21 protein-coding genes and 1 pseudogene are annotated in these 23,353 nt (G+C 43.1%); 3 read left to right on the forward strand and 19 right to left on the reverse strand.

Going from position 1 to position 23,353, the window contains the following annotated elements; translation table 11 throughout:
* Positions 1–15 precede the first annotated feature (15 nt).
* The gene (gene parE, locus HMPREF9389_RS02625; protein WP_002917184.1) at positions 16–1,965 is read right to left on the reverse strand and encodes a DNA topoisomerase IV subunit B; all 1,950 of its coding nucleotides are present in this window, start codon (positions 1,963–1,965) and stop codon (positions 16–18) included.
* Between the two features lie 190 nt (positions 1,966–2,155).
* Between parE and plsY the strand changes: the two genes are divergently transcribed.
* Entirely contained in the window at positions 2,156–2,806 is a 651-nt protein-coding gene (plsY, locus tag HMPREF9389_RS02620) for a glycerol-3-phosphate 1-O-acyltransferase PlsY (RefSeq protein ID WP_002930572.1), read from the forward strand.
* 39 nt (positions 2,807–2,845) lie between these two features.
* Here the strand turns inward: plsY and nt5e are convergent.
* The 12 genes and pseudogenes from nt5e to HMPREF9389_RS02560 form a co-directional block, all read right to left on the reverse strand.
* Positions 2,846–5,006 (reverse strand): annotated as a pseudogene (gene nt5e, locus HMPREF9389_RS02615) (cell surface ecto-5'-nucleotidase Nt5e).
* A gap of 163 nt (positions 5,007–5,169) precedes the next feature.
* Entirely contained in the window at positions 5,170–6,438 is a 1,269-nt protein-coding gene (locus tag HMPREF9389_RS02610; RefSeq protein ID WP_002930574.1) for a dihydroorotase, read from the reverse strand.
* 12 nt (positions 6,439–6,450) lie between these two features.
* Complete coding sequence (locus HMPREF9389_RS02605) at positions 6,451–6,915, reverse strand: NUDIX hydrolase (protein WP_002930575.1); 465 nt, start codon at positions 6,913–6,915, stop codon at positions 6,451–6,453.
* Between the two features lie 8 nt (positions 6,916–6,923).
* Positions 6,924–7,577, reverse strand: coding sequence for a uracil-DNA glycosylase (locus tag HMPREF9389_RS02600; RefSeq protein ID WP_002930576.1), 654 nt, complete (start codon positions 7,575–7,577; stop codon positions 6,924–6,926).
* A 35-nt stretch (positions 7,578–7,612) separates the two neighbouring features.
* Positions 7,613–8,365: a DUF4336 domain-containing protein gene (locus HMPREF9389_RS02595; RefSeq protein WP_002930577.1), complete on the reverse strand. Its 753-nt coding sequence runs from the start codon at positions 8,363–8,365 to the stop codon at positions 7,613–7,615.
* Positions 8,362–9,900: a glycosyltransferase family 39 protein gene (locus tag HMPREF9389_RS02590; RefSeq protein WP_002930578.1), complete on the reverse strand. Its 1,539-nt coding sequence runs from the start codon at positions 9,898–9,900 to the stop codon at positions 8,362–8,364. The genes HMPREF9389_RS02595 and HMPREF9389_RS02590 overlap by 4 nt, the downstream gene beginning before the upstream one ends.
* A 111-nt stretch (positions 9,901–10,011) precedes the next feature.
* Positions 10,012–10,641: an orotate phosphoribosyltransferase gene (gene pyrE, locus HMPREF9389_RS02585; protein WP_002930579.1), complete on the reverse strand. Its 630-nt coding sequence runs from the start codon at positions 10,639–10,641 to the stop codon at positions 10,012–10,014.
* 78 nt (positions 10,642–10,719) lie between these two features.
* Positions 10,720–11,412, reverse strand: coding sequence for an orotidine-5'-phosphate decarboxylase (gene pyrF, locus HMPREF9389_RS02580; RefSeq protein ID WP_002930580.1), 693 nt, complete (start codon positions 11,410–11,412; stop codon positions 10,720–10,722).
* Positions 11,413–11,659: 247 nt separating this feature from the next.
* Positions 11,660–12,598: a dihydroorotate dehydrogenase gene (locus HMPREF9389_RS02575; protein ID WP_002930581.1), complete on the reverse strand. Its 939-nt coding sequence runs from the start codon at positions 12,596–12,598 to the stop codon at positions 11,660–11,662.
* An 11-nt stretch (positions 12,599–12,609) separates the two neighbouring features.
* On the reverse strand, positions 12,610–13,521 hold the full coding sequence (locus HMPREF9389_RS02570) for a dihydroorotate dehydrogenase electron transfer subunit (RefSeq protein WP_002930582.1): 912 nt from the start codon (positions 13,519–13,521) through the stop codon (positions 12,610–12,612).
* Between the two features lie 104 nt (positions 13,522–13,625).
* On the reverse strand, positions 13,626–14,600 hold the full coding sequence (locus HMPREF9389_RS02565; RefSeq protein ID WP_002930583.1) for a hypothetical protein: 975 nt from the start codon (positions 14,598–14,600) through the stop codon (positions 13,626–13,628).
* 30 nt (positions 14,601–14,630) lie between these two features.
* Complete coding sequence (locus HMPREF9389_RS02560) at positions 14,631–15,476, reverse strand: hypothetical protein (protein ID WP_002930584.1); 846 nt, start codon at positions 15,474–15,476, stop codon at positions 14,631–14,633.
* Positions 15,477–15,721: 245 nt separating this feature from the next.
* Here HMPREF9389_RS02560 and HMPREF9389_RS02555 point away from each other — a divergent pair, with 245 nt between their 5' ends.
* Positions 15,722–16,630, forward strand: coding sequence for a LysR family transcriptional regulator (locus HMPREF9389_RS02555; RefSeq protein ID WP_002930586.1), 909 nt, complete (start codon positions 15,722–15,724; stop codon positions 16,628–16,630).
* A 175-nt stretch (positions 16,631–16,805) separates the two neighbouring features.
* Positions 16,806–17,627: a hypothetical protein gene (locus HMPREF9389_RS02550; RefSeq protein WP_235787858.1), complete on the forward strand. Its 822-nt coding sequence runs from the start codon at positions 16,806–16,808 to the stop codon at positions 17,625–17,627.
* A 43-nt stretch (positions 17,628–17,670) separates the two neighbouring features.
* Here the strand turns inward: HMPREF9389_RS02550 and HMPREF9389_RS02545 are convergent, their stop codons facing one another.
* From HMPREF9389_RS02545 to HMPREF9389_RS02520, 6 genes are all read right to left on the reverse strand, one after another.
* Positions 17,671–18,624, reverse strand: a complete 954-nt coding sequence (locus HMPREF9389_RS02545) for a hypothetical protein (protein WP_002930588.1) — start codon at positions 18,622–18,624, stop codon at positions 17,671–17,673.
* A 120-nt stretch (positions 18,625–18,744) separates the two neighbouring features.
* Positions 18,745–19,476 (reverse strand): NAD-dependent protein deacylase, encoded by a 732-nt coding sequence (locus HMPREF9389_RS02540; protein ID WP_002930589.1) that lies wholly within the window; start codon positions 19,474–19,476, stop codon positions 18,745–18,747.
* Between the two features lie 11 nt (positions 19,477–19,487).
* Positions 19,488–20,249, reverse strand: coding sequence for a hypothetical protein (locus HMPREF9389_RS02535; RefSeq protein ID WP_002930590.1), 762 nt, complete (start codon positions 20,247–20,249; stop codon positions 19,488–19,490).
* Complete coding sequence (deoD, locus tag HMPREF9389_RS02530; protein ID WP_032906727.1) at positions 20,246–20,959, reverse strand: purine-nucleoside phosphorylase; 714 nt, start codon at positions 20,957–20,959, stop codon at positions 20,246–20,248. The genes HMPREF9389_RS02535 and deoD overlap by 4 nt, the downstream gene beginning before the upstream one ends.
* 332 nt (positions 20,960–21,291) lie before the next feature.
* A complete protein-coding gene (locus HMPREF9389_RS02525; RefSeq protein WP_002930593.1) occupies positions 21,292–22,104 on the reverse strand; it encodes a purine-nucleoside phosphorylase in 813 nt (270 codons plus the stop codon).
* A 27-nt stretch (positions 22,105–22,131) separates the two neighbouring features.
* Positions 22,132–23,343 carry a phosphopentomutase gene (locus HMPREF9389_RS02520; RefSeq protein ID WP_002930594.1) on the reverse strand — a complete coding sequence of 404 codons (1,212 nt, stop codon included), beginning with the start codon at positions 23,341–23,343 and terminating at the stop codon, positions 22,132–22,134.
* Positions 23,344–23,353 lie beyond the last annotated feature (10 nt).

The following is a 23,353-nucleotide window of genomic DNA, read 5'->3' on the forward strand; positions in this document are numbered from 1 at the left end:
GCTCCTTTCATCCTCCTAAAACACCATCTCCCCACTCTCCTCAAGCGTAAACTTGACATTATCCTCAATCCACTTGCGGCGTGGTTCGACCTTGTCGCCCATGAGGACATTGACACGGCGTTCGGCGCGGGCCAGGTCTTCGATGGTGACACGGATGAGGGTGCGGGTTTCGGGATTCATGGTGGTCTCCCAGAGCTGATCAGCGTTCATTTCACCGAGCCCCTTGTAGCGCTGAAGCATGGCTCCCTTGCCAAACTTGCGGCGCAAATCGTCCAGCTCACCATCGGTCCAGGCGTACTCGACGACTTCGCTCTTGCCCTTGCCCTTGGACATCTTGTAGAGAGGCGGCAGAGCGATATAGACACGGCCAGCCTCGACCAGCGGGCGCATATAGCGATAGAAAAAGGTCAGCAGCAAGGTCTGGATATGGGCACCGTCGGTGTCCGCATCGGTCATGATGATAATCTTATCATAGTTGGCATCCTCAAGGGTAAAGTCTGTACCAACACCCGCTCCAATCGTGTAGATCATGGTGTTGATTTCTTCGTTCTTGAGAATGTCGGCCATCTTAGCTTTGGCAGTATTGATAACCTTACCACGCAGAGGCAGGATGGCTTGGAACTTACGATCACGGCCTTGCTTGGCAGAGCCACCGGCAGAGTCTCCCTCGACCAGATAGAGTTCGTTCTTGGCTGGATTCTTGGACTGGGCCGGAGTCAGCTTACCAGAGAGCAAGCCCTTGTCTTTTTTATTCTTCTTGCCATTCCGGCTTTCGTCGCGCGCTTTGCGGGCCGCTTCCCTGGCATCTCTGGCCTTGATAGCCTTGCGGATGAGGTTAGATGCCAGCTCGCCATTTTCCAAGAGGAAGAAAGTCAGCTTGTCAGAGACAATGGAGTCTACGGCCGGACGAGCCAAAGGGCTGCCCAGCTTGTCCTTGGTCTGGCCTTCAAACTGCAGGTGAGCCTCAGGGACCAGGATGGACAAGACAGCAGCCAGACCCTCGCGGTAGTCCGAGCCTTCTAGATTCTTGTCCTTTTCCTTGAGCAGACCTGTTTTTCTGGCATAGTCGTTCATGGCTTTGGTAATAGCAGTCTTGAGCCCCGTCTCATGGGTACCGCCGTCCTTGGTGCGGACGTTATTGACAAAGGACAGGATATTATCGGCATAGCCGTCGTTGTACTGGAGGGCGACCTGAACTTGGAAGCCGCTCTCCTCGCCCTCGAAATAGAGGACAGGAGTCAGGGTTTCCTTGTCTTCATTGAGATAGCTGACAAAGTCTTCAACCCCATTCTCATAGTGGAACTCTACTTCTTCGCCAGTCCGTGCATCGGTCAGCGACAGACGGACATTCTTGAGCAGGAAGGCTGATTCCTTAAGTCGCTCAGCAATAGTGTTGTACTTGAAGTCCGTCGTTGAAAAAATCGTATCGTCCGGCATGAAGGTCACTTTTGTCCCAGACTTGGACTTAGGTGCAGTGCCGATTTTCTTGAGCGTAGTGACTGGTTTTCCGCCATTTTCAAAGCGCTGCTTGTAAACAGTCCCATCCCGCGTGATTTCCACTTCCAGCCAGCTGGACAGGGCATTGACAACAGAGGACCCTACACCGTGGAGACCGCCCGAGGTCTTATAGCCACCTTGACCAAACTTACCACCGGCGTGGAGAACGGTGAAGATGACTTCAACCGTGGGAATACCCATAGCGTGCTTGCCGACTGGCATCCCACGTCCGTGGTCTGCAACAGTCAGACTGCCGTCTTTGTTGATAGTCACATCGATCCGGTCACCGAAGCCAGACAGGGCCTCATCGACAGCATTGTCCACAATCTCCCAGACCAGATGGTGGAGTCCAGCTCCGTCGGTCGATCCGATATACATCCCCGGACGTTTGCGGACCGCATCCAACCCTTCTAATACCTGAATGGCATCGTCATTATAATTGTTAATATTGATTTCCTTTTTTGCCACAAGAACCTCCTAATGATTCATCTTTTCTATCTTACAAGTTTTTGGCAAATATTGCAAAGATTTTTTTGAAAATAATGCTGATGAGAGCGGATTTTACACGAATAACAATCCAATATCCGAGTAGACATTTCCTGCTATAAATTCTATCCTTTTCTATTGTAAGAAAGCGAAATAATGGTATAATAAAATCATGATGAACACGATAATTGGATTAATACTAGCATACTTACTGGGCTCTATTCCGACTGGACTTTGGATTGGGCAAATTTTCTTTAAAAAGAACCTGAGAGAATACGGCAGCGGCAATACCGGAACGACCAATACTTTCCGTATTTTGGGAAAGACGGCAGGGACGGCTACTTTTGCTATTGACTTTCTCAAAGGAACTGCAGCGACCCTGCTGCCTTTCTTTTTGCATATTGAGGGAGTTTCGCCGCTTGTCTTTGGCCTCTTGGCTGTGATTGGCCATACTTTTCCCATCTTTGCTGGCTTTAAGGGCGGCAAGGCAGTGGCAACCAGTGCAGGGGTTGTTCTGGGCTTCTCACCAGCCTTCTTTGTCTATCTGATTGTCATCTTTACCAGCATCCTTTATCTGGGAAGTATGATTTCTCTGGCAAGTGTGCTCTCAGCAGTCATCGCTATCCTGTCGGCGCTGCTCTTTCCTCTAGTTGGCTTTATACTGCCCAGCTATGACCTCTTCTTCACTCTGATTATCATTGCGCTGGCTTTGATTATTATCCTCCGGCACAAGGACAATATCCAACGTATCAAGCAGAAAAAAGAAAATTTAATTCCTTGGGGCTTGAATATTACACATCAAAATCCTGAGGCTAAGAAATAAAACGGAAGTGAACAACTTCCGTTTTATTGTGTCTTCTAACTAGTCTTCTTTGTGACTTTTCTTGATTCCTGCCAATCCAAAGAATCCTAAAACTATACCAACTAGGCTCAAGGCAACCGCTGATTCACTGCCTGTTTGTGGTAGTTCTTTAGCTGCAAGGCCCTTAGTGAAGGTCTTGGCAACATGGACAGGTACTTGCTTAGTTTGATTTGGCGTGTTGGCCAGTGGTGCTGCCTGTTTTGCAGGATCAGCTGCTTTGGCACCAGCTGGGTAGGAAGCTGCATTAGCCGGATCCGTTCCTTGCTTTATTTCTTCAATATCAGTGTAGCCATCACCGTCTGTATCCTTTGTGGATGAAATAGAGATAGCGCGTGAGTTTGGATTGATAACTGCATAGGCTGTCAAATCAGCTTTTGCAAGATAGTCTGCAAAAGCCACATCCATCGATGGTCCTTCCTCGCGAGGACCGCCCAGCATAGTATAGCCGTCACCACCAGCAGCCAGGAAGTCGTTTGTCGTCAGATAGTAGGTCTTATTTGGATCAAGAGGCTCATAAACACCCGTTTCTTTGTTCTTAATCTCAATGTGGAGGACACGCTGATCAGCTGGCAGAGTGGTGTCGTAGTAGACTTTAGCCCCAGAGATTTGCAGGTAACCACCACTTGGTTCTAGCAAGGGTTGTCCGTTCTCATCCAGCACAGGCTTGCCATCTTTTTCCTGAAGAATAGAGCCCAGAGATTTGGCAAACATATCTGCGATATTTTGACCAGTCACCTTGATTTGAGAAATAGTGTTCCCAAAAGGCAATACGGCGATAACATCTCCCTTGGTGATCGGCTTGTCTTTGGCAATAGTTTCGCGCAGGCCGCCTCCGTTAGTGACAGCCAGGTCTGTTTTATTGGCAAAGCCAGTTTGACCATAATCGTAGAGAGCATCGGCTACGACATTGCCCAGATTGGTTTCGCGAACGCGGACATTTTCACGGTCGCCATTAAGCTCTACAGGGCTGTTTGCCACGATAACCTTAGCATTATCTGCGTCGTATCTGGCTTTAATCTTGCTGACCATGTCTGCTACAACTGGGTCTGGAGCGACTTTTTTAGCTGTTTCAGCAGGGATTTGTTGAGGATTACCTAGCAGTTGATTGGCCTTGAAAGTTACTTTTCCGATATTGTGCAGGTAGCTACCGGTCTGGTTGTAAGTTACATTATCACCATAAGTCGTAGACTCTACTGTGTGGGAGTGGCCGTCAATAACGGTTACACGCTTACCTTTGAGCTTAGGATTTTTAGAAAGGGCTTCAGCCAAGGTTGAGCCGCGCCACTCAGTCGGAGTTGTCGTATCAACACCCAAGTGAGCTAGAACAACGTAGTTTTTGTAGTTCTTTCCTTCTGCCGCTGCGCGTGCTTCGATTTCGTCAATAACCCGATTAACCTCTGTGATTGGATCAGTGAAGGTCACACCTTGGATGTTTTTAGGGTGGGTTTTTGTAGCAGTTTCTGGTGTTGTCACACCGATTACCACAAACTCATCTCCCTCAACCGCTGGATCCTTGTCCACAATGGTAGAAGCTTGGAAAACTCGAGCATTGTTGGCATAGGTGTTAGAACTGAGAAGCGGGAATTTAAGAATTTCCTTGTATTTCTTTGCCTCATCCAGACCAAAGTCAAACTCATGGTTACCGACTGCCATAGCATCATAGCCAATTTCATTGAGGATTTTCGCCCGTTCTTCCCCTTTTGAGCTATTGGAAATTGGCAGCCCTTGGAAGGCATCACCCGCATCCACAACAAGCACTTTAGGATTTTTAGCGCGCTCTTCCTTGATAACAGTAGCCAGCTTAGCATCACCGATAACGCCTTTTTCCTCTACGATGCGACCGTGAACATCGTTGGTATGGAGAATCGTAGCCTCTGATAGATTTTCAGACTGGGCTGGTGCTGCAGCGGCTTCTGTCGCAGCTGGACCAGCCGGAGCAGCTGCATTCTGACTATCTGCTGCTGGTTTTTCTTCTGCTGAAGCTGCTGGAGCAGTTGGTTGCGTTGCAGAAGCTGTCTCAGCAGTTGGCTGACTGGTCAACTCAGTCGTTGCCGGTTCAGGACTAGCCTGAGCCTCTTCTGCAGAGACTTGATGGGCCAAAAAAAGCAGGTGCCAAAAGCACTGTCGATAGAACAGGTAAGATGAAAAATTTCTTCTTCATATAACGAACACTCCTCTTTAGTATTTTGTTATATTATACCTCTTTTTGGTTTAAAAAGGAACTATATCCTTATTATTTCAACAAACATTCGTAATTTCAAAAAATTTCCGGAAAGTTTTCTGTATTAAAAAAGACCCTGAAATTCATCAGAGTCTTATTAGTATTATCCTTCAAAGACAATTTCCCCATCACAGATGGTAAACTTCACTTGGCCTTTAAGATTTTCACCAACGAAAGGTGAATTGGCTGCCTTGGAGGCAAAATGATCAGTCACAAGTCTATCTGCTTCTGGGTCAAATATCGTCAAATCAGCAGGGCCATCCTGAGCGATGAAGCCAGCATCAAAACCATACAAACGTGCTGGATTAAGGGTCATTTTCTCTAAAAGTTCCATCAAGCTCAGATGACCAGGCTCAACTAGGTAGGTCAGTCCTAGAGAAAGCGAAGTCTCAAGACCAGTCATGCCAGAAGGTGCCTGAGTGATATCAGCTACATTTTTCTCGTCAGCATGATGTGGAGCATGATCCGTCGCAATGACAGAAATGACACCAGACTTGAGCCCCTCAATAACCGCCAGACGGTCCGATTCTAAGCGCAGAGGCGGATTCATCTTAGCATTGCTGCCCTTGGTCAATAGCAGAGCTTCTGTCTTAGAGAAATGCTGCGGTGCTGCTTCAGCAGTGACTTGAGCGCCTAGCTTCTGAGCGAATTCGACCACCTTTACACTCTCAGCCTTGGACAAATGCTGAATATGCACATGAGCCTTTGCATCATAAGCAATCATAACATCGCGTGCAATCATGCTATACTCTGCCACACCTGTCGCGCCGCAAATATGAAAATGCTCTTTAGCAATATGCTCATTGAAACCAAGTATCCCGTTGAGATTTGGATCTTCCTCGTGCAAGCTGATAAAGGTGTTATTTTTACGCGCTTCTACGAGCGCCTTGCGGATAATGCCAGCGTTGGTCAGCGGAATACCATCATCAGAAAAACCTACTGCACCAGCTGCCAAAAGACCTTGGAAATCTGTCAAATGCTGCCCATCAAAATTCTCTGTAATCGTCGCGACCGACTTGATATGGATATTTTCGCGACTAGCCGACTCCAGTACTTCTTTCAGGGTTTCAACCGTAGAAATGGTCGGATTTGTATTGGCCATCATAACAACTGTCGTGAAGCCACCTGCTGCTGCTGCCAAAGCCCCCGTATGAATGTCTTCCTTATGAGTCTGGCCCGGCTCCCGAAAATGAACATGTATATCCACCAAACCAGGAGCCACAACCAAACCACTGGCATCAATAACTTTTGCATCTTCCGCCTGCAAATCTTGACCGATTTTGACGATTTTCTTCCCCTCAACCAAAAGGTCAGAAATTTGGTCAAAACCAGTTTTAGGATCCATAACTCGTCCGTTTTTGATTAATAGCATCGTCTTATCTCCTTATTCGTAAAAGTCCACCTGCGTATCCAATAGCTTATCCCCGTCATAAACAAACTTTGCTGAAAAGAAAGGCTTGTCTTCTAAAAGCCACTCAACAAAGGTATGATCGCCTTCCCAAGTTGGTTTAGACAAAACCTGGTCATAAGGCACCCATTCCAAAGTCCCTTCGTTGCAGTCAATCAGTTTACCCTCAAACTCAGTCACCTTGAAGACATAGGTGTACCAGTCCAAGTCGGGAGTAAACTCTGGAAAAGTGATAACTCCTTTGAGAACAGGCTTGGCCTTTAGACCTGTTTCCTCTAGAATCTCACGAGCTGCGCATTCCTGTGGGGTTTCTCCTCGCTCTAGCTTTCCACCGACACCAATCCACTTCCCAGCATGAACGTCATTGGGCTTTTTGTTGCGGTGCAGCATGAGAAACTCTTGACCATTATCAATATAACAAATCGTTGCTAACTGAACCATACTACCTCCTAAGCTAACCAATCAATAGGTTCCAAGCCCTTAGTCACTAAGAAGTCATTGGTACGTGAAAAAGGTTTGCTGCCAAAGAAGCCACGGTAAGCAGACAGCGGACTTGGGTGAGCTGACTCGATTACCAAATGTTGGGTATTGCTAATCAAGGCTTTTTTCTTGCGAGCGTAAGAACCCCATAAGATAAAAACAACTGGATCCGACTTTTCATTGACTACTTTGATAATAGCATCAGTAAAGGGCTCCCAGATTAGGCCGGCATGCGCATTGGCCTGGCCAGCAGGCACTGTCAGACCAGCATTGAGCAAGAGAACGCCCTGCTGAGCCCAGGAAGTCAAATCATGCGACTCTTTCACTCCGATATCATCAGCTAATTCTTTGAGAATATTCTGCAAAGAAGGCGGAGCTGGAATGTCATCAGGTACCGAAAAACTCAAGCCCTGTGCCTGTCTCGGTCCATGGTAGGGATCCTGCCCTAAAATAACCACCTTAACATCTGCTAAATCTGTCGTCTGAATTGCATTAAACACCTTTTCCCGAGGTGGGTAAATAGTTCCTGAAGCATACACTTCGTCTAAAAAATGATTGATTTTTGCAAAATAACCTTCCGGCAACTGCTCCTTAATCAAAGCATGCCAAGCTGAATGCTGCATATATGTCTCCTCTTATTTCCTACGATAAAATTATCTTATCTAATCCACCTAAGTGCTCTTCTTAGTTCTGCTCTGCCATTTTCCAGAAAACAAGAACCATGGGCTAGGATGATTTTTTCCGGTTGCCAAGCCAGCATCTGCTCTAGACATTCTTTGGCTTCTTTTTGATGACCGATAAAGGTCATACGGTAGTCAATAGGCGTCTGGCCGTCCGGAGCTGCAACTCGAACTAATTTATAAGCCTTGCCACGAAGCTGACTTGGAAAACGCTCTGTTTCAAAATTCTCAATCAAATCTGTCAAAATCAAGGTTTGACTGTCCTTATGAAAAAAGACAACTTCCTCAATATAAGTACTTCCCTTGAAAATCAACTGTTCTATCTGGCCTGCCCAAGCTTCAGGAGCCTCATTCGTCAGTTTTTCATCAAAAGTGACTGGAATTTTCTGCTTGGCCGCTCTCTCCTCAACTCCTGGGCTGGACCAAGCAATTGCCTCCGGATAGCGCTTCTTCCAGTCAGCTATATATGCATAGTGAATCTTATTAGGTGAAACAAGGTGTGCGACTGGTCCCAAAGCGTCCAACTGGTCAAACAAGGCTTGATTTGGCTGGATTGGTGAATGGCACCAGAGCTGGCCATTTGCTAACTTGATGACAGTCATGCGGGTAGAAAAAGGCAATTTTGTCAGCACCGCATCCATCTCAATCAAATCACCGTCGACAATCCAGATATTGTCTGCAATAGGCTTCAAGCTATAAAGCGGTTCATAGATAGGAACAGGTCTTTTCATTTCAAAGATTCCTTCTTTCTAGTCCAAAAGCGAAACTTCCCTAGGGCTTGTGGGTACTGAGATAAGCCCACAGCAGACAGAATCAAAATCTGTGGCAAAAATTGAATCAGATATCTCGTCTTTCCTCCCTCGAAAATCTGCAAAAAGAGCAGGCCGCCAAAAACAGCTAAGGTTAGAAAATTCAGTTCATCACTGAAGTGATATTTCCAAAGTGCAAAGACAAGTCCTGCTGCCATGACAATCCAAACCGCCTGCTTGGACAGCGAGAAATAGACAAATTCTGACTTGTCAGTATTCAAGAAGAAGTCACGGACAAACTGAGTAAAAGGATTATTCTTCGTATCTTGGTAAAAAGGCGATATATAAGGCGTCTTTTCATTTTCGACACTGCGGTAGAGCCAGCCCAAATCTCCTTCAGCTACTGTCAGAGACTGCTTGTGGAAGAGATGATGAGCGAAAGTCAAAGGATTATATTCACTTAAGCGCCGCTTGATTTCCTTGATAACATATTCCTTAGAAAACATACCGTTGTTGTAATCAGCTTGCTTGTCAGGCTCAATATACTGCAAGAGCCCTTCTTTCATATCTTCCTGATTGTGGCCATTGAAGGTCAGACCTAGATTAATAAAGAGCAGAGGACCTTTTGCTAGTCCCTCTCCCTCCATAATCGGCACTTCCGTCTGGTGCTTGGACCAGTAATGCAGCGGGGCATAACTAATCGCAAAACTGCAAGCAAAAACGACTAGTGTCAGAAAGAACTTCTTCCAATTCTTTTTGAAAAAGAGGACTCCGAAGACAGCTATTAGCAAAATCATTACCGTTGGTCTAAAGAAGAAAGCCAGACTAGTCATCAGCCCAAGAAAGATACTGCGCCAAATTAGCTGTCGGCTTGATTCCTCTCCTTTCAGCAATCCCAGAACTAGGAAAATCTGCAAACTGATGAAAGGCAGGGGCGGAATATCAGTATACATTGAAAAGAAATAAGGAGAGAAGCCCAGTAAGAGCACATAAAGACTAAAGACAGCATCTGCAGTCTTTTGGGAAAAATACTTTTGGCAGCCCTTATAGAGAATCAAGGCCGTCACGTTAGTATAAACAATATTCAAGGCCTGCATGACCCATAGAGCGGATTCCCCAAATACATTAAAGAAAAAACGCTCGTAGAGAAATAGTGAGACATTGTTAGGGTTACGGGTCAGATAGCTGGAAATGGAGCTTTCTTTCAAAGTTTTGAAAGCCCCTGTGAAGACAACTGCTGCATCCCGCCTAATCAAAAGTTCTGCCGAAAAGAGCATAATCAGCTGAAAAATAAAGACAGCTAGCATAATAAGAAGTTTATGCTTCATCAGCCAATGATAAGCTTTTTCTAGCAAATTCCGATAGCGATAGGCCAGATAAGTTAAACCAGTAAAGGCAAACAAAGCCAAAATATTCAGCTCTGCAACATGCCAGATGGCAATCAGAAACCAGTGAACAGCCGTAATCAGCATCACTTTCTGTAATATCGAAAAGGATAGATGATAAATCTTAGACATAGCTCTATTATACCAAAGACCGAGACTTTAAGCCATTTTTAAAGGTAAGACAAGGACGTTTTACTGAAAAATGACCTGAATAAGAGTCAGATCATTTTATTTCTGTTCAGTCTAATCTTGCCAATTTTCTTGGTCATGCTTAAATTTCTCAAGCAAGGCCAAGCCCTCAGGACTGACATAACCTTCTGCTTCAGCCAGAGTAATTAGCTCAGTGTAGTTAGAAAGGGTCACCAATTTGACACCCGCTTCTTTGAAGTTCTTTTCTGCCTTTGGCAGCTCATAGGTAAAGATGGCTGCTGCGCCAATCACATCCGCACCTTCACGTTTAGCGGCAGCTATAGCATCCAAGACCGAACCGCCAGTCGAGATTAAGTCTTCAATGACAACCATCTTCTGCCCAGGCGCTACGCGACCTTCGATTTGATTGCCCGCTCCGTGATCTTTGGGTTTGCTGCGGATATAGGCAAATGGTAGGTTCATCTTATCTGCGATAATGGCTCCGTGAGGAATACCTGCTGTCGCAGTTCCAGCAATGACTTCTACATCTGGAAATTCCGCCCGAATCTTTTCGACGAAACCATCCTCAATCAAGGTTCGAGTCTCTGGATAAGCCAAGGTTACACGATTGTCCGTATATATAGGTGACTTGATGCCCGACGCCCATGTAAAAGGCTCTTCCGGCTTCAAATACACAGCTTTGATTTTCAATAAATCACGCGCAATCTCTTTTGCTAAAGTCATTTTTTGCTCCTTATAAATTTGAATGTTTATGATGCTGTTAATTTTGTATAACGATTTAATTCGTATTTCTTGTTTTGCTTAGCTATTCCACTGCTTCTTAATCTCGTGGTAAGCGTCCCAAGGATTCTCAGCTTGGATAATCGGACGACCTACTACAATATAATCACTGCCAATTTGATGGGCTTCCTGCGGTGTCATGACCCGTTTTTGGTCGCCGATTTCTGATCCAGCTGGCCGAATCCCCGGCGTCACACAGAGGAAGTCATTTGCAGTAGCTGCCTTAATCAGTTCCACTTCTTGAGCTGAACAAACCACACCATCCAAACCAGCCTCTTTAGCCTTCCGAGCGTAATTAACAACGGATTCCTGAACTGTGGTCTGGATGTTCTGGCAATCACGCATATCTTCCTCGCTGGTCGAGGTCAGCTGGGTCACAGCAACCAACTTAGCCTTATCCCCCAAGACCTTCTTGGCTTCACTCATCATCTCCACACCGCCTGCTGCATGAACCGTCACCATGTCAATGCCAAATGTACCTAAGACAGACATGGCTGAGCGCACTGTATTAGGAATATCGTGTAGTTTCAGATCCAAGAAAATGCTGTGTCCAAGACCTTTCAGATAATGGACGATTTCTGGACCAATGGCATAGAAGAATTCCATGCCAATTTTGACATAGAGTTTTTCATCTTCCGGAAAATGCTCCAAGAAATCTTTGACATCGTCAAAAGATGGAAAGTCGAGGGCGATAATAGGCCGTTCTTCACGCATGAGGGGAAAATCTCCTTTTAAGTTATTATCTTCAAAGAAGTCTGCTAGGCAATCCTATCTAAAAACCAACTGTCACGTTAGGCTCAAAGACATAGAAAAACCTTGCCCGAGAGCAAGGTTACACGAAAATGTGGCAGTATCTGCCATTCAAACGTATGTACCTTAGTAGCCTCTCTGGACTTCTTTAAAGGTTATATTTAGTTCATTCTATAATTTAACAGCAGGATTGTCAAGTAAAAATGTAACTTTAAAGCAAATTCTCTCGAACTTCTTTTCGTAAGCTTTCAAGACTTTCGATGCCGTATTTATCCATAGCCTTAGGCAGGTTCTCAATGATGGTTGGGCAGGCATAAGGATCCGTGAAATTGGCAGTGCCCACTCCAACAGCTGAAGCGCCTGCTATAAACATCTCCAGAGCAGCCTCCGCTGAATCAACTCCCCCCATACCAATAATGGGAAGTTTGCTTGCTTGTGCTACTTGACGGATTAGCTTGAGAGCTACCGGAAAGACAGCTGGACCCGACATACCACCTGTGCCATTAGCGATAATAGGCTTGCGCGACTTCAAGTCAAATCGCATACCTACCAAGGTATTAATCATGGTAAAACCAGAAGCACCAGCATCTTCAACTGCCTTAGCTACCTGAGTGATGTCTGCCACACTCGGGGTTAATTTGACATAGACTGGTACAGCAGAAGCATCTACCGCTGCCTTGGTTGCTTCGTAAGCCAACTCTGGAACTTGGCCAATCAAAAGTCCAGCATTTCCATGGTCAACATTAGGGCAGGAAATATTGAGCTCAATAGCATTGACATTAGGGGCTTGGGAGATTTTCCCAGTCACTGTGGCATATTCATGATTGGAAAAGCCCGCTACATTGGCGATGATTGGCAGGTTGGGATAATGCTTTTCCAGCCAAGGCAGTTTTTCAGCTAGGACAACCTCAACACCTGGATTTTGCAGGCCAATGGCATTGAGCATACCAGCTGGCGTTTCTGCCACACGCGGAGTGGGATTGCCAAAGCGGGGGTCCAAAGTCGTAGCCTTTATCATGATGGAGCCTAGCAAGTCTAGGTCATAGTACTTGGCATATTCTTGACCGAAGCCAAAGCAGCCAGATGCTGGAATAATTGGATTTTTCAGGTCCAAGCCTGGCAAGGAAACTCTTAAACGTTGGTCACTCATTCTTTCCCCTCCTAGACAATAATCGTGCCCGTCTCAAAGACCGGACCGTCTTCACAAACGCGCTTATTGACCGACTCGTCCTGACCTGCAACATGAACTACGCAGGCATAGCAGGCGCCCATGCCACAAGCCATACGAGACTCCATGGATAGATAAGCATGCGGATGGTCCTGAAACTTACGATCCACATACTGGAGCATAGCTGGCGCACCACAGGAATAGACAGCCACATAGTCTTGAGATAACTCATCCACAACAGCTGATACATAGCCCTGACGACCATAAGAACCGTTATCCGTCGTGACAATGACAGCAGCGTATTTTTTCATTTCTTCCTCTAAAATAACAGCAGATTTATCAGCGAATCCCAATACAGCTGTCACTTGAGCTCCCATGGCATGCAATTCTTTAGCAACCTCAAGCAAGGGAGGGACACCAATCCCACCACCGATAATCAAAGCGTGGTCACCTGCCCTTACAGGACTCAAATCAAAGCCATTGCCCTGAGGCCCCATAACATCAAGAAAAGATCCAACTGGAAGTTGAGAAAAAATAGCCGTGCCGCCGCCTTCTATCCGATAAATGATGCGACAAGTGAGATTGTCTCGGTCAATCTCTGCGATTGAGATAGGCCGTCGCAAAAGTTTGCTGTCATCTGGTACCCGAATATGTAAAAACTGCCCAGCATGCATCTGGCTGACCATTTGGCCCTTTAGGAGCATAGAAAAAATATTAGGCGCAATTTCTACTTGCTCCAACAGCTCCATCCGCTCTAGCATAATCTTGCCAAATCTCTTTTTACAACTGTCACTAACCATGACAACCTCACTTTCTACAAGAAAAAACCTCGCCGCAGCAAGGTTTCGTAAAAAACAAGTCAAACAGTTGCCTCTTATACCGTTTTTCCCACCTTGCAGCCTCACTGGACTTGATTAAAGGTTAAATTGTAAACATTATAACGTTAGAGATGAGGAATGTCAAGGCATAAAAAATATTAGAATTTTCATGTCACTAATGAATCGAAACATTACCAGCTCTTGTCAAATTCACTTCTTGCATCTGCTAGACAAAAGCTGCCATCCTCCTGCCTCTTAAAAATCAAAGACACCCTATCCAGTTTTCGTTCAGCAGGTGGACGATGAATATTAAAATAATTCACCTGCAACGATAACGGGCTATAATCTGTATCGCTTCCAGAAAAATTACTATCTGAAGGCAGTCCAAATCGATCAACAATCTCCTGATATGTCATGCCACCTTTACCATATTGACTATCACCTACTGTTAATGTATCCATATCTTCTGGCTTCCACTTAAAAACAAACTCATTTTTGGTAGCTGGCAGGTTATGGACGTCATCCAAGTAAACTGCCGTTTTGGTTATTAAATAGTACTTTTTTCCATTGGAATCGGGGTCATAAAAACCCAAACTGATTTCCTGAGGATGTCCTGATGAGCCATATCTAGGAACATCTACAATTCTTATCTTATAAGTTAGTGTTAATCCATTTTCGGTAAAACTCACATTTGAACCCTTACCGTATTTCGTAACAACCTCTTCCAAAGTCGGATTATTTTTCCACTCCCCAACTGTTGCTATTTTGAGTTCAACAAAATTGTCTAACGTCCAATTAAAAGAAAACTTTTTTTCATCATCCTCAACAATTTTCTTTTTCAGTTCCTTCTGTTTCTTATCCATTTCTAACCCAGCTTCATCTTGTTGAGTAGTAGAGCTTTCTCTACTAACCGACGAAACTGTCTTATCAGATTTGTACTTAAGGTTAGCTCTAGGAATCTTTTGAGAAAAATAATAGAAGCCAAAGAATAAAGCAAATGACAAGGTCAAACAAAGAAGAATAAAGGCCAAATTTATCCTTTTTTTCTCCTCTTGTATGGCCATCATGCTAAGTTCTTCTCTTTTTATCTTTTGTTGTTGATAAAGTTCTTTTTTTATGGCTCTAAATGAATTAGCATCATGTTTTTTCTTGCTACTCCTTCTCAAGATTATCTCCTCTGTCTTTTTTATTTTAGTTTACTGGTTTTGTTTAGAAACCAAACGCCATGTTCCATCTTCTTGCTTATAGAATTCTAGATTGACAGACTTCAATTGTTCCGGATTTGTCAAAGAATGAGGATTATGATAAGTAACTCGCATTTGAAGTTGATTGTCCTCTCCCAAAATCGTCTGATACAGCGGCAAACCAACATTTGAAACAATCTCATCATACACCGTACCTTTGTCAGTACCTTCTCTAGCACCAATAACAAGACTATCTATATATTCTTGCGTCCATAAAAAGTTTCTATTAGGATTTTGATCCACCTTAATTTCATCACTTGCAAGGTTAGAATGGGACTTGGAAATGAGCTTATAGACACCATCAAATTCAGCAAATATTAAAGAAACATAACCAAGAGCATCATCCTTCTCTTTCCAAAAAAGACGAATATACTTTTGAATTTCATTATTTGATGAAAAATCAATCCACGAACCAGCTTCAACAGGTCTTCCAAATTCTTTTAAAACATCTTCCAAGACAGCTCCGCCTTTATCTTTGTCCATGTGTAGAGAAACTGCCTTGTCAACCGTCCAAAGAAAGGAACCACTTTTTTCTGGAGGAACTGTAAGACTTTCAGCGAATTTTTTTACTTCAGTCTCCTTATCCTCTAATTCTTTTGATGGTGAAATAATCGGACTTGACTGGCTCACTGGTTGCTTAGATTTAGCTTTTTCCGGTATGGAAAGCATTAAAAATACTGCTCCAACGATAGAAAAGCCAATAATGGCTAATAGAACGAATGGTAAGAACTTAGACTTAGAAGTCTCCTTCTCTAACTCAAAAGCAATATCTTCAAAAGAATCCTCTTTTCTCTTCATAACTACTCCTTTTACAGTCTAAAAATCATCATATCACGAATAACTTGAAATTGCAAAACCTGTTTCATTATAAAAGACTTGATAAAATCTCTCTATAATTCCGATAAGAATAAACTTTAAAAATGTCACTATATCCAATAGAATTTCTTTTACCATCTGTCCATTTAATAAATTTAATTGTAAAACCACACTAGCCTTCATTGATTTATCAGGAAAAAATCCCCAGTTTGTGATAAAATAGTCCTATGAGAATTCAACAGTTACACTATATTATCAAAATTGTCGAGACTGGTAGCATGAATGAGGCTGCAAAGCAGCTTTTCATTACTCAGCCTAGCTTGTCCAATGCTGTGCGGGATTTGGAAAATGAAATGGGCATCGAGATTTTCATTCGCAATCCCAAAGGAATTACCTTGACTAAGGACGGCATGGAGTTTCTTTCCTATGCCCGTCAGGTAGTTGAGCAGACTCAGCTTCTAGAGGAGCGATACAAAAACCCTGTCGCCCACCGCGAGCTTTTCAGCGTTTCTGCCCAGCACTATGCCTTTGTGGTCAATGCCTTTGTCTCCCTGCTTAAAAAAAGCGATATGGAGAAATACGAGCTCTTTCTGCGGGAAACTCGGACTTGGGAGATCATTGACGACGTAAAAAACTTCCGCAGCGAAATCGGCGTCCTCTTTCTCAATAGCTACAACCGCGATGTCTTATCCAAGATGCTGGATGACAATCACCTGATTGCTACTCATCTCTTTACAGCTCAGCCTCATATCTTTGTCAGCAAGTCCAATCCGCTGGCCAAGAAAAAACTGGTTCAATTATCTGACTTAGAAAACTTCCCTTACCTCAGCTACGACCAGGGGACCCACAACTCTTTCTACTTTTCAGAGGAAATTCTCTCTCAGGAACACCATAAAAAATCAATCGTCGTCAGCGACCGAGCGACCCTCTTTAACCTTTTGATCGGTCTGGACGGCTACACACTTGCAACCGGTATTCTAAACAGCAACCTCAACGGAGATAATATCGTGTCAATCCCACTGGACATTGATGATCAGATTGAACTGGTCTACATCCAGCACGAAAAAGCCAGCCTTTCCAAAATGGGAGAACGCTTCATTGAGTATCTGATTGAGGAAGTGAAGTTTGATAAATAGATTAATAACTATTTTAAATAAAATGCATAAGGAGACTGAATGAAGTCAAAACACAAAGCTAAATTATTTTGGGGATGCATTATCCTTATCTTCCTCGGAATAATCACTTACTACTACATGCACCCTGTCTTTATTCAGGATACTGGACGTGTTTTTTGGGACACTACGAAGCCTTTTGGAAGGTAGAAAAGACGCTGAAGATACCTTTTATGTGAAATTTAAAATAGAAAAAGATCGCAACTATGTTTCTGAATCAGATTTTGATTTGTATGATGACAAGGGAACACAAGTACCAATTGAAGAGTTCAAAGACAACTCAGATCTGAGTTACGAAGTGTGGTTTTCAGGTCAAGCAGAAAAGAAATATCAACTTGTTTACCATGACCAAGATTACGACAAAAAATTTAGTTTTGAATTTCATACTCCTAATCAGAAATCAGTTGAAGAAAAACCAAGCCAAATCGTTAAAGCATATATAAAAAAACATTTATATTCTAATGTTTCAAAAAAACTATACGATGAAATTATTGTAGATCCTCCCTTTTATGCTGATATATTTGCCAATGTAAAACCATACTACAACCCTTCAAATGATGAAAAGAAAGCTATTTTTCAAGCATATTGGGAAACTTATATAAAGGATTGGAAGGATTATAAGGTTGAAATGACTGAAGCTGGTTCTTCTAGTTACTATTTCAACATCACTTATCATTGGGATGAACCAAATATGAAGGAGCTCAATAGAAAAATTGATGAAAGAGAAACTCAATTAAAAAAAGAATTTGGTAATGATTACAAAGCAGTATTTAAAAAAATCATAGCTGAAATACCAGAGATTATTAAAAATACTCCACCGAAACAAAACAAAGAAGAAAAAACTGATTCCTTATCATTAGAAAAAGACGAACTACAGACTCTTAGTGATGATACATATACCAATGAAGATTTGTGGACTCCTAAAGAATTCCAGGACTCTCTGATAAAATTATATCCTTAAAATGAAAAATCCAGATACTTGTTCAAGCTATCTGGATTCTTTCTTATTTTTGATTTAAAACTTCAGATATATACTCATCCTTATTTTCATCCGTGTAAGTTTTGGAGGTTGATTTAACCTTATAATCATCATCGTTAAGAAGTTCCACAATATAAGAATGCGTAATAGTCATTTTAAACTGATTCCCCGTTGTACTAACGCTTAAGGGTAAGTTACTTAATTCGTCTGAGTAAAAAATTCTGTAGTAATAAGAATTTGATGTATGAGACAATCTGTTTTCATAAATTTCATACTTTCTTTCCCAATAGTTCCCTCTGTACTGATTTTGATAATCATCAAAAAAATCTATTTGGTTATCTAAAAGTTTTTTTGATCTAATAAAGAAAATTGGGGTCCAGTTAAACTCAGGTTTACTTCCATATTCATAATATGTCTGCATTTTACCAGTTTTAGGATTTTTCAACTGATAAGAAATCATGCTAGTGGCTTCTGGAACTTGATATAGTGTGTCACCTACATAAAGAAAAAGTAATACGTCTACCAAGTCCCTAGGATGTTCATCCTTATCAGGTAACTTATATTCTGGAAAACGAAAACTCAATTTTTGATAAATAGAATCATTAAATAACTTCTTGCTAAAAGCTGGACCAATTTCAGAAGTCTCTTCTATCGGAATATCTGACTTGCTACCATCAGTAAAAGTAACATGCAAAATTTGTTTTTCATTATATTCGTTCCAATTTGATATAGTTTTCTCAGTCCACTCTTGGTTTTGAGGTACTTCTTCAGTCGCGTCATGTACAAATTCAATATTTAAGTCTTTAACTATTTTTTTCTTAGGTTTGATATCGGTTACTTTATAATTATATACCGTATAGTAGATATTCTCTGAATCAAACCATTCAGGCTTAAGGTAGTAACGCAGTCCAATATATCCAATCACTAGCACAATAATTCCGCCTAAAATCAACTTCTTCTTCTCTTTTAGTTTCTTCATAGAGGCCTCCTGAGTTCTTTATCTTATTATAGCATAGTCACAAGAATATCTATAGAAGATTCCTTTCAGTCGAAAGAAAAACACCCGAAAAAGCTTTTACTGCTATTCTCAGGTGTTTTTCTATTGTTGCAATTTCCCCAACACTTCTCCGATCTTACCCTCAATGACTAGATCTGCCTGGCTGTCTTGAGGGATGCTGGTCTTGTTGATGACGACCAGATGCTTACCTGCAAAGTACTGGATGAGGCTGGCTGCGGGATAGACGACTAAGGAAGTGCCACCAATTATCAGCAGGTCTGCTTGCTGGATAGCTTGGGCAGCCTGCTGGAAAACTTCCATATCTAGCGGTTCTTCATAGAGAGTCACATCTGGCTTGACAATACCGCCACAGTCAGGGCAGTGAGGAATGGTACCGTCCAGAGCCAGAAAGGCATCCAAATCATAGAATCGCTGACAATTCAGACAGTAATTTCTATCCGCACTGCCATGTAATTTGATAACCTTTTTTGAACCAGCCATTTCATGCAAGCTATCGATATTTTGAGTCACCACAGCCTTGAGCTTGCCTGCCTTCTCCAAACCAGCCAAGTAGACATGGGCTGGATTCGGCTTAGCCTCTGGATAGAGCAGGTACTTCTTGTAAAAGTCAAAAAAATCCTGCGGATAGCGCTCAAACATAGTGTGAGAAACCAGCTGCTCCGCTGTAAAATGCCGTCCCAACTTGACACTGTAAATTCCATTTGAACTACGAAAGTCCGGAATATTGGACTCCGTCGAAACACCCGCACCTCCGAAAAAGACGATATTTTGACTTTGGTCTATCAATTCTTGCAACCTTGCAATCTTATCCATCCTGCTACTCCTTATAAGAGACTTTCTATGACCGCATTCGCTCGGTCGAAGTAAAAAGGCTCCCTCTGATAAACTGTGCCTGTCTCCTGCGCCAAATCAATCAGAAGGTCCATAAAGTGCTGAGATGAAAAACCTGTCGTCCTGTGCAATTCTTCCTCATCGAATGACCTGATAAGGTGAGCCAGTGGATTGCGGACTGACTTTTCTAACTCTCTTAGCTGCTGTGCTGATTCTTTGACGGATTCAGATAAATGCAACTGCAAAATCAACTCCGTCAAACTAGAAGAATTGACCGTGCTTTCCGCATGAAAATTTTGCAGGTCAGGATTACCAGAATTTCGCATCTTTTCAAACTTCCAACGGTCGTAACTAGCCCCTCGTGAATTATGAATATAGCTCTCAATATCTGGTATTTGCATGCGAATCAGCCGCATAAAAATCCGGTAGATAGCCGGACTGACTGCCCGTATAAAGTCAATCAGCTGCTCATTTCTCAGCTTAGCTTCCAGATCATAAAGGTAATTGACTAGCTGCTCATCCTCTTCATTTTCATGGCAAAAAAGCTGAAAATCAGCAAGGTCAGACCCAGTGATTTTCAACTTTAGATTCATCATAGATTGGATGTTGAGCTCTCTTCGCTCCGCTAAAGCCTCAAAAAGAAGGACCAAGTCAGACTGGACATTGCTTCCTGCTCGCTCAGCTAGTTTATGTGCATAAGCATAGTCATAGCGGGAAATAGCAAAGAGAATGGCTTCTTTGACATCTACTTTCATGCTTCTGTAATCAAGGTTTCCAAACCAACCTTCATCATATCGGTAAAGGTATTTTGGCGTTCTTCAGCTGTCGTATCCTCTTCTGGATTGACCAAACTGTCAGAAATCGTCATAATCGCGAGAGCATCTACATGGTGCTGAGCAGCCAGATAGTAAAGTGCAGCAGCTTCCATTTCAACAGCTTTAACTCCCCATTTACCAAGCTCAATATTCTTTTCAAAGTAGTTTGAGTAAAAGACATCAGACGACAAGACATTTCCAACGTGCGTCGTCATACCGAGATCTTTGGCGATATGATAGGCCTTATCTAGTAAATCAAAGCTAGCGATTTGTGGGAAATCATACTGCGGCCAGTCATTACGGACAATGTTAGAGTTAGTTGCAGCTGCCTGTGCCAGTACTAATTCACGGACATGGACATCAGCATTCAGCGAGCCAGCTGTTCCGACGCGAATCAGCTTTTTCACACCGTAATCAACAATCAGCTCACGCACGTAGATAGAGATAGACGGCATTCCCATTCCCGTTCCCATAACAGAAACACGCTCGCCTTTGTAAGTACCAGTGTATCCGAACATATTACGGACTTCATTGAAGCAAACAGCATCTTCTAGGAAATTCTCCGCAATAAATTTGGCCCGAAGTGGATCCCCTGGAAGAAGGATTTTATCCGCAATTTCACCTGGCTTAGCAGAAATATGAATAGACATAGTTAAGATACCAAACCCGTCAAAAGCAAAGGGAAAATAGGAGATGGTCGCAGTGAGCAATGCTCGCAAGACCATCTATCTTTTTCCCACCGCTTTTAGGGTGGGTTCAATTCCTTTCTTTCTTAATTTTAAAATTCCATAGGAAGACTAGCCTGAGTTCAATTCAGACTCAGACGCCCTTCCTTTATGTGTTTATTTGAAAGATAGTTTTTCGCTCGTGTTTAAATCTGAACACACTTTACCTTTCTTTAGTTTTATAATTTTATCAGTTAGACAGAGAGGCTGTTCCAGCGTCAATTACCAATCCAGACACTACGCCTTTCAACATTTTTTTACAATTCAGCAAGTGTTTCTTTAAGCAGTCGTTTAAAATCACCTTTGACACGTTCTGTTACTTCAACCACTTCCTCATGATTTAGCTCTTCTTGGAACCCAGCAGCAAAGTTTGTAATGCATGAAATCCCAAGGACTTTCAAACCAGAATGTGCTGCTACAATCACTTCAGGAACAGTAGACATGCCGACTGCATCTGCTCCGAGCGTCTTATAAGCACGGATTTCTGCAGGCGTTTCGTAAGTCGGACCGGTAACACCAATATAGACACCGTCATCAAGCTTAATGCCAAGCTTATCAGCAACTTTGTGAGCGATGGCACGGTATTCTGGAGTGTAAGATTTAGACATATCAGGGAAACGTGGACCAAATTCATCCAAATTTTCACCGATCAAAGGATTTTGGCCAGTCATATTGATGTGGTCAGTGATTGCCATAAGCGTACCAGGGCCATAACCAATACCACCGGCAGCATTGGTCACAATAACACCTGTCGCACCAAGAGCCTTCATCACACGCACTGGGAAAGTAACGATTTCTAAAGGATTTCCTTCATAGAAGTGGAAACGGCCTTGCAGTGCCAAGACTTTCCGTCCTGCCAAATCTCCATAGACTAATTTACCAGCGTGACCAACAACAGTTGAGCGGCCCCAGTTCGGAATATCCGCATAGTCAAGACTAACGGCATTTTCAATTTCAGAAGCCAATTCTCCCAAACCAGATCCCAAAATCAGACCAAATTCAGGTTCTGTCATTCCTTTTTCTTTCAAGAAGGCTGCTGTTGCTTTGATTTTTTCTGATAACGTTGTCATAAATTTTCCCTCACTCTCTTATCACACTTATACCAATTTGTCCAAGAAGCTTTCACCAATTATCGCCTTGTCCACTCCGAAGTTTTCAGCAACTGTTGCTGAGATATCCGCAAAATGTCCGACAGGAATATGACCATGACCGCTCAGCGATTTTCCATAGACCAAGAGCGGAATGTACTCACGAGTGTGGTCAGTTCCGGCATAGGTTGGGTCATTACCATGGTCAGCAGTAATCATGAGCAAATCATCTTCACGCATGTTTTCAATGATTTCTGGGATACGAGCATCAAACTCTTCCAAACAGTCACGGTAGCCATGTGGATCACGGCGGTGACCATAAAGAGCATCAAAGTCTACTAGGTTGGTAAATGAGAAACCTTCTTTGAAGTTTTCGTCTTTGAGAGCTTTGACCAAAGTATCTACACCATGATTGTTAGACTTATTGTGTCCCATGTCATGGTTGATTCCAGCGCCGTTGAAGATGTCGTTAATCTTACCAACAGAATAGGTAGCAATTCCAGCTTCATTAAGCTCATCAAGAACAGTTGGATTAAACGGAGAAACGGCATAGTCATGACGGTTGGCTGTTCGAGTGAAGTTGCCTGGCTCACCTACATAAGGACGAGCGATGATACGTCCCAGAAGCGCAGGCCGTTCCAAGGTAATAGAGCGGGCGAACTCACAGATGCGATAGAGCTCTTCCAAAGGAATCACTTCTTCGTGTGCTGCAATTTGCAATACTGGGTCAGCAGAGGTGTAGATAATCAGCTCGCCTGTTTCCATCTGACGAGGACCAAAGTCATCAATAACTGCTGTACCAGAGTATGGCTTGTTAGCCTCACGAATGATCTTGCGACCAGAAAACTCTTCAATCTGAGTCAGGATTTCTTCTGGGAAGCCATTCCAGAACGTATCGAAAGGCTCAGTAATATTGAGACCCATGATTTCCCAGTGTCCTGTCATCGTGTCTTTTCCAAGTGATACTTCTTCCAGCTTAGTATAGTAGCCGCTAGGATTTTCTTCTTTAGGAACGGTCTTCAAAGGAGCAGGACGCTCGATATTTCCCAGGCCGATCTTAGCCATGTTTGGCACATTCAGTCCTACCGTTTTGGAAATATGTCCCAGAGTATCTGAAGCACCATCTGGTACCCCTGCATTGACAAAATTATTAGCATCTGGTGCAGCACCGATACCAACTGAGTCCATGACTACCAAGTGAATACGATTAAATTTTGGCATAAAATACCTC

This window comes from Streptococcus sanguinis SK355 (assembly GCF_000212855.1).
Classification (GTDB): Bacteria; Bacillota; Bacilli; order Lactobacillales; family Streptococcaceae; genus Streptococcus; species Streptococcus sanguinis_A.

Excerpts from the sequence above, each read along its gene's own strand:
- plsY (WP_002930572.1), top strand. The coding sequence starts at position 2,156 with ATGATGAACACGATAATTGGATTAATACTAGCATACTTACTGGGCTCT.
- HMPREF9389_RS02610 (WP_002930574.1), bottom strand. The coding sequence starts at position 6,438 with ATGCTATTAATCAAAAACGGACGAGTTATGGATCCTAAAACTGGTTTT.
- HMPREF9389_RS02605 (WP_002930575.1), bottom strand. The coding sequence starts at position 6,915 with ATGGTTCAGTTAGCAACGATTTGTTATATTGATAATGGTCAAGAGTTT.
- HMPREF9389_RS02600 (WP_002930576.1), bottom strand. The coding sequence starts at position 7,577 with ATGCAGCATTCAGCTTGGCATGCTTTGATTAAGGAGCAGTTGCCGGAA.
- HMPREF9389_RS02595 (WP_002930577.1), bottom strand. The coding sequence starts at position 8,365 with ATGAAAAGACCTGTTCCTATCTATGAACCGCTTTATAGCTTGAAGCCT.
- HMPREF9389_RS02590 (WP_002930578.1), bottom strand. The coding sequence starts at position 9,900 with ATGTCTAAGATTTATCATCTATCCTTTTCGATATTACAGAAAGTGATG.
- pyrE (WP_002930579.1), bottom strand. The coding sequence starts at position 10,641 with ATGACTTTAGCAAAAGAGATTGCGCGTGATTTATTGAAAATCAAAGCT.
- pyrF (WP_002930580.1), bottom strand. The coding sequence starts at position 11,412 with ATGCGTGAAGAACGGCCTATTATCGCCCTCGACTTTCCATCTTTTGAC.
- HMPREF9389_RS02575 (WP_002930581.1), bottom strand. The coding sequence starts at position 12,598 with ATGAGTGACCAACGTTTAAGAGTTTCCTTGCCAGGCTTGGACCTGAAA.
- HMPREF9389_RS02560 (WP_002930584.1), bottom strand. The coding sequence starts at position 15,476 with ATGAAGAGAAAAGAGGATTCTTTTGAAGATATTGCTTTTGAGTTAGAG.
- HMPREF9389_RS02555 (WP_002930586.1), top strand. The coding sequence starts at position 15,722 with ATGAGAATTCAACAGTTACACTATATTATCAAAATTGTCGAGACTGGT.
- HMPREF9389_RS02545 (WP_002930588.1), bottom strand. The coding sequence starts at position 18,624 with ATGAAGAAACTAAAAGAGAAGAAGAAGTTGATTTTAGGCGGAATTATT.
- HMPREF9389_RS02540 (WP_002930589.1), bottom strand. The coding sequence starts at position 19,476 with ATGGATAAGATTGCAAGGTTGCAAGAATTGATAGACCAAAGTCAAAAT.
- HMPREF9389_RS02535 (WP_002930590.1), bottom strand. The coding sequence starts at position 20,249 with ATGAAAGTAGATGTCAAAGAAGCCATTCTCTTTGCTATTTCCCGCTAT.
- deoD (WP_032906727.1), bottom strand. The coding sequence starts at position 20,959 with ATGTCTATTCATATTTCTGCTAAGCCAGGTGAAATTGCGGATAAAATC.
- HMPREF9389_RS02525 (WP_002930593.1), bottom strand. The coding sequence starts at position 22,104 with ATGACAACGTTATCAGAAAAAATCAAAGCAACAGCAGCCTTCTTGAAA.
- HMPREF9389_RS02520 (WP_002930594.1), bottom strand. The coding sequence starts at position 23,343 with ATGCCAAAATTTAATCGTATTCACTTGGTAGTCATGGACTCAGTTGGT.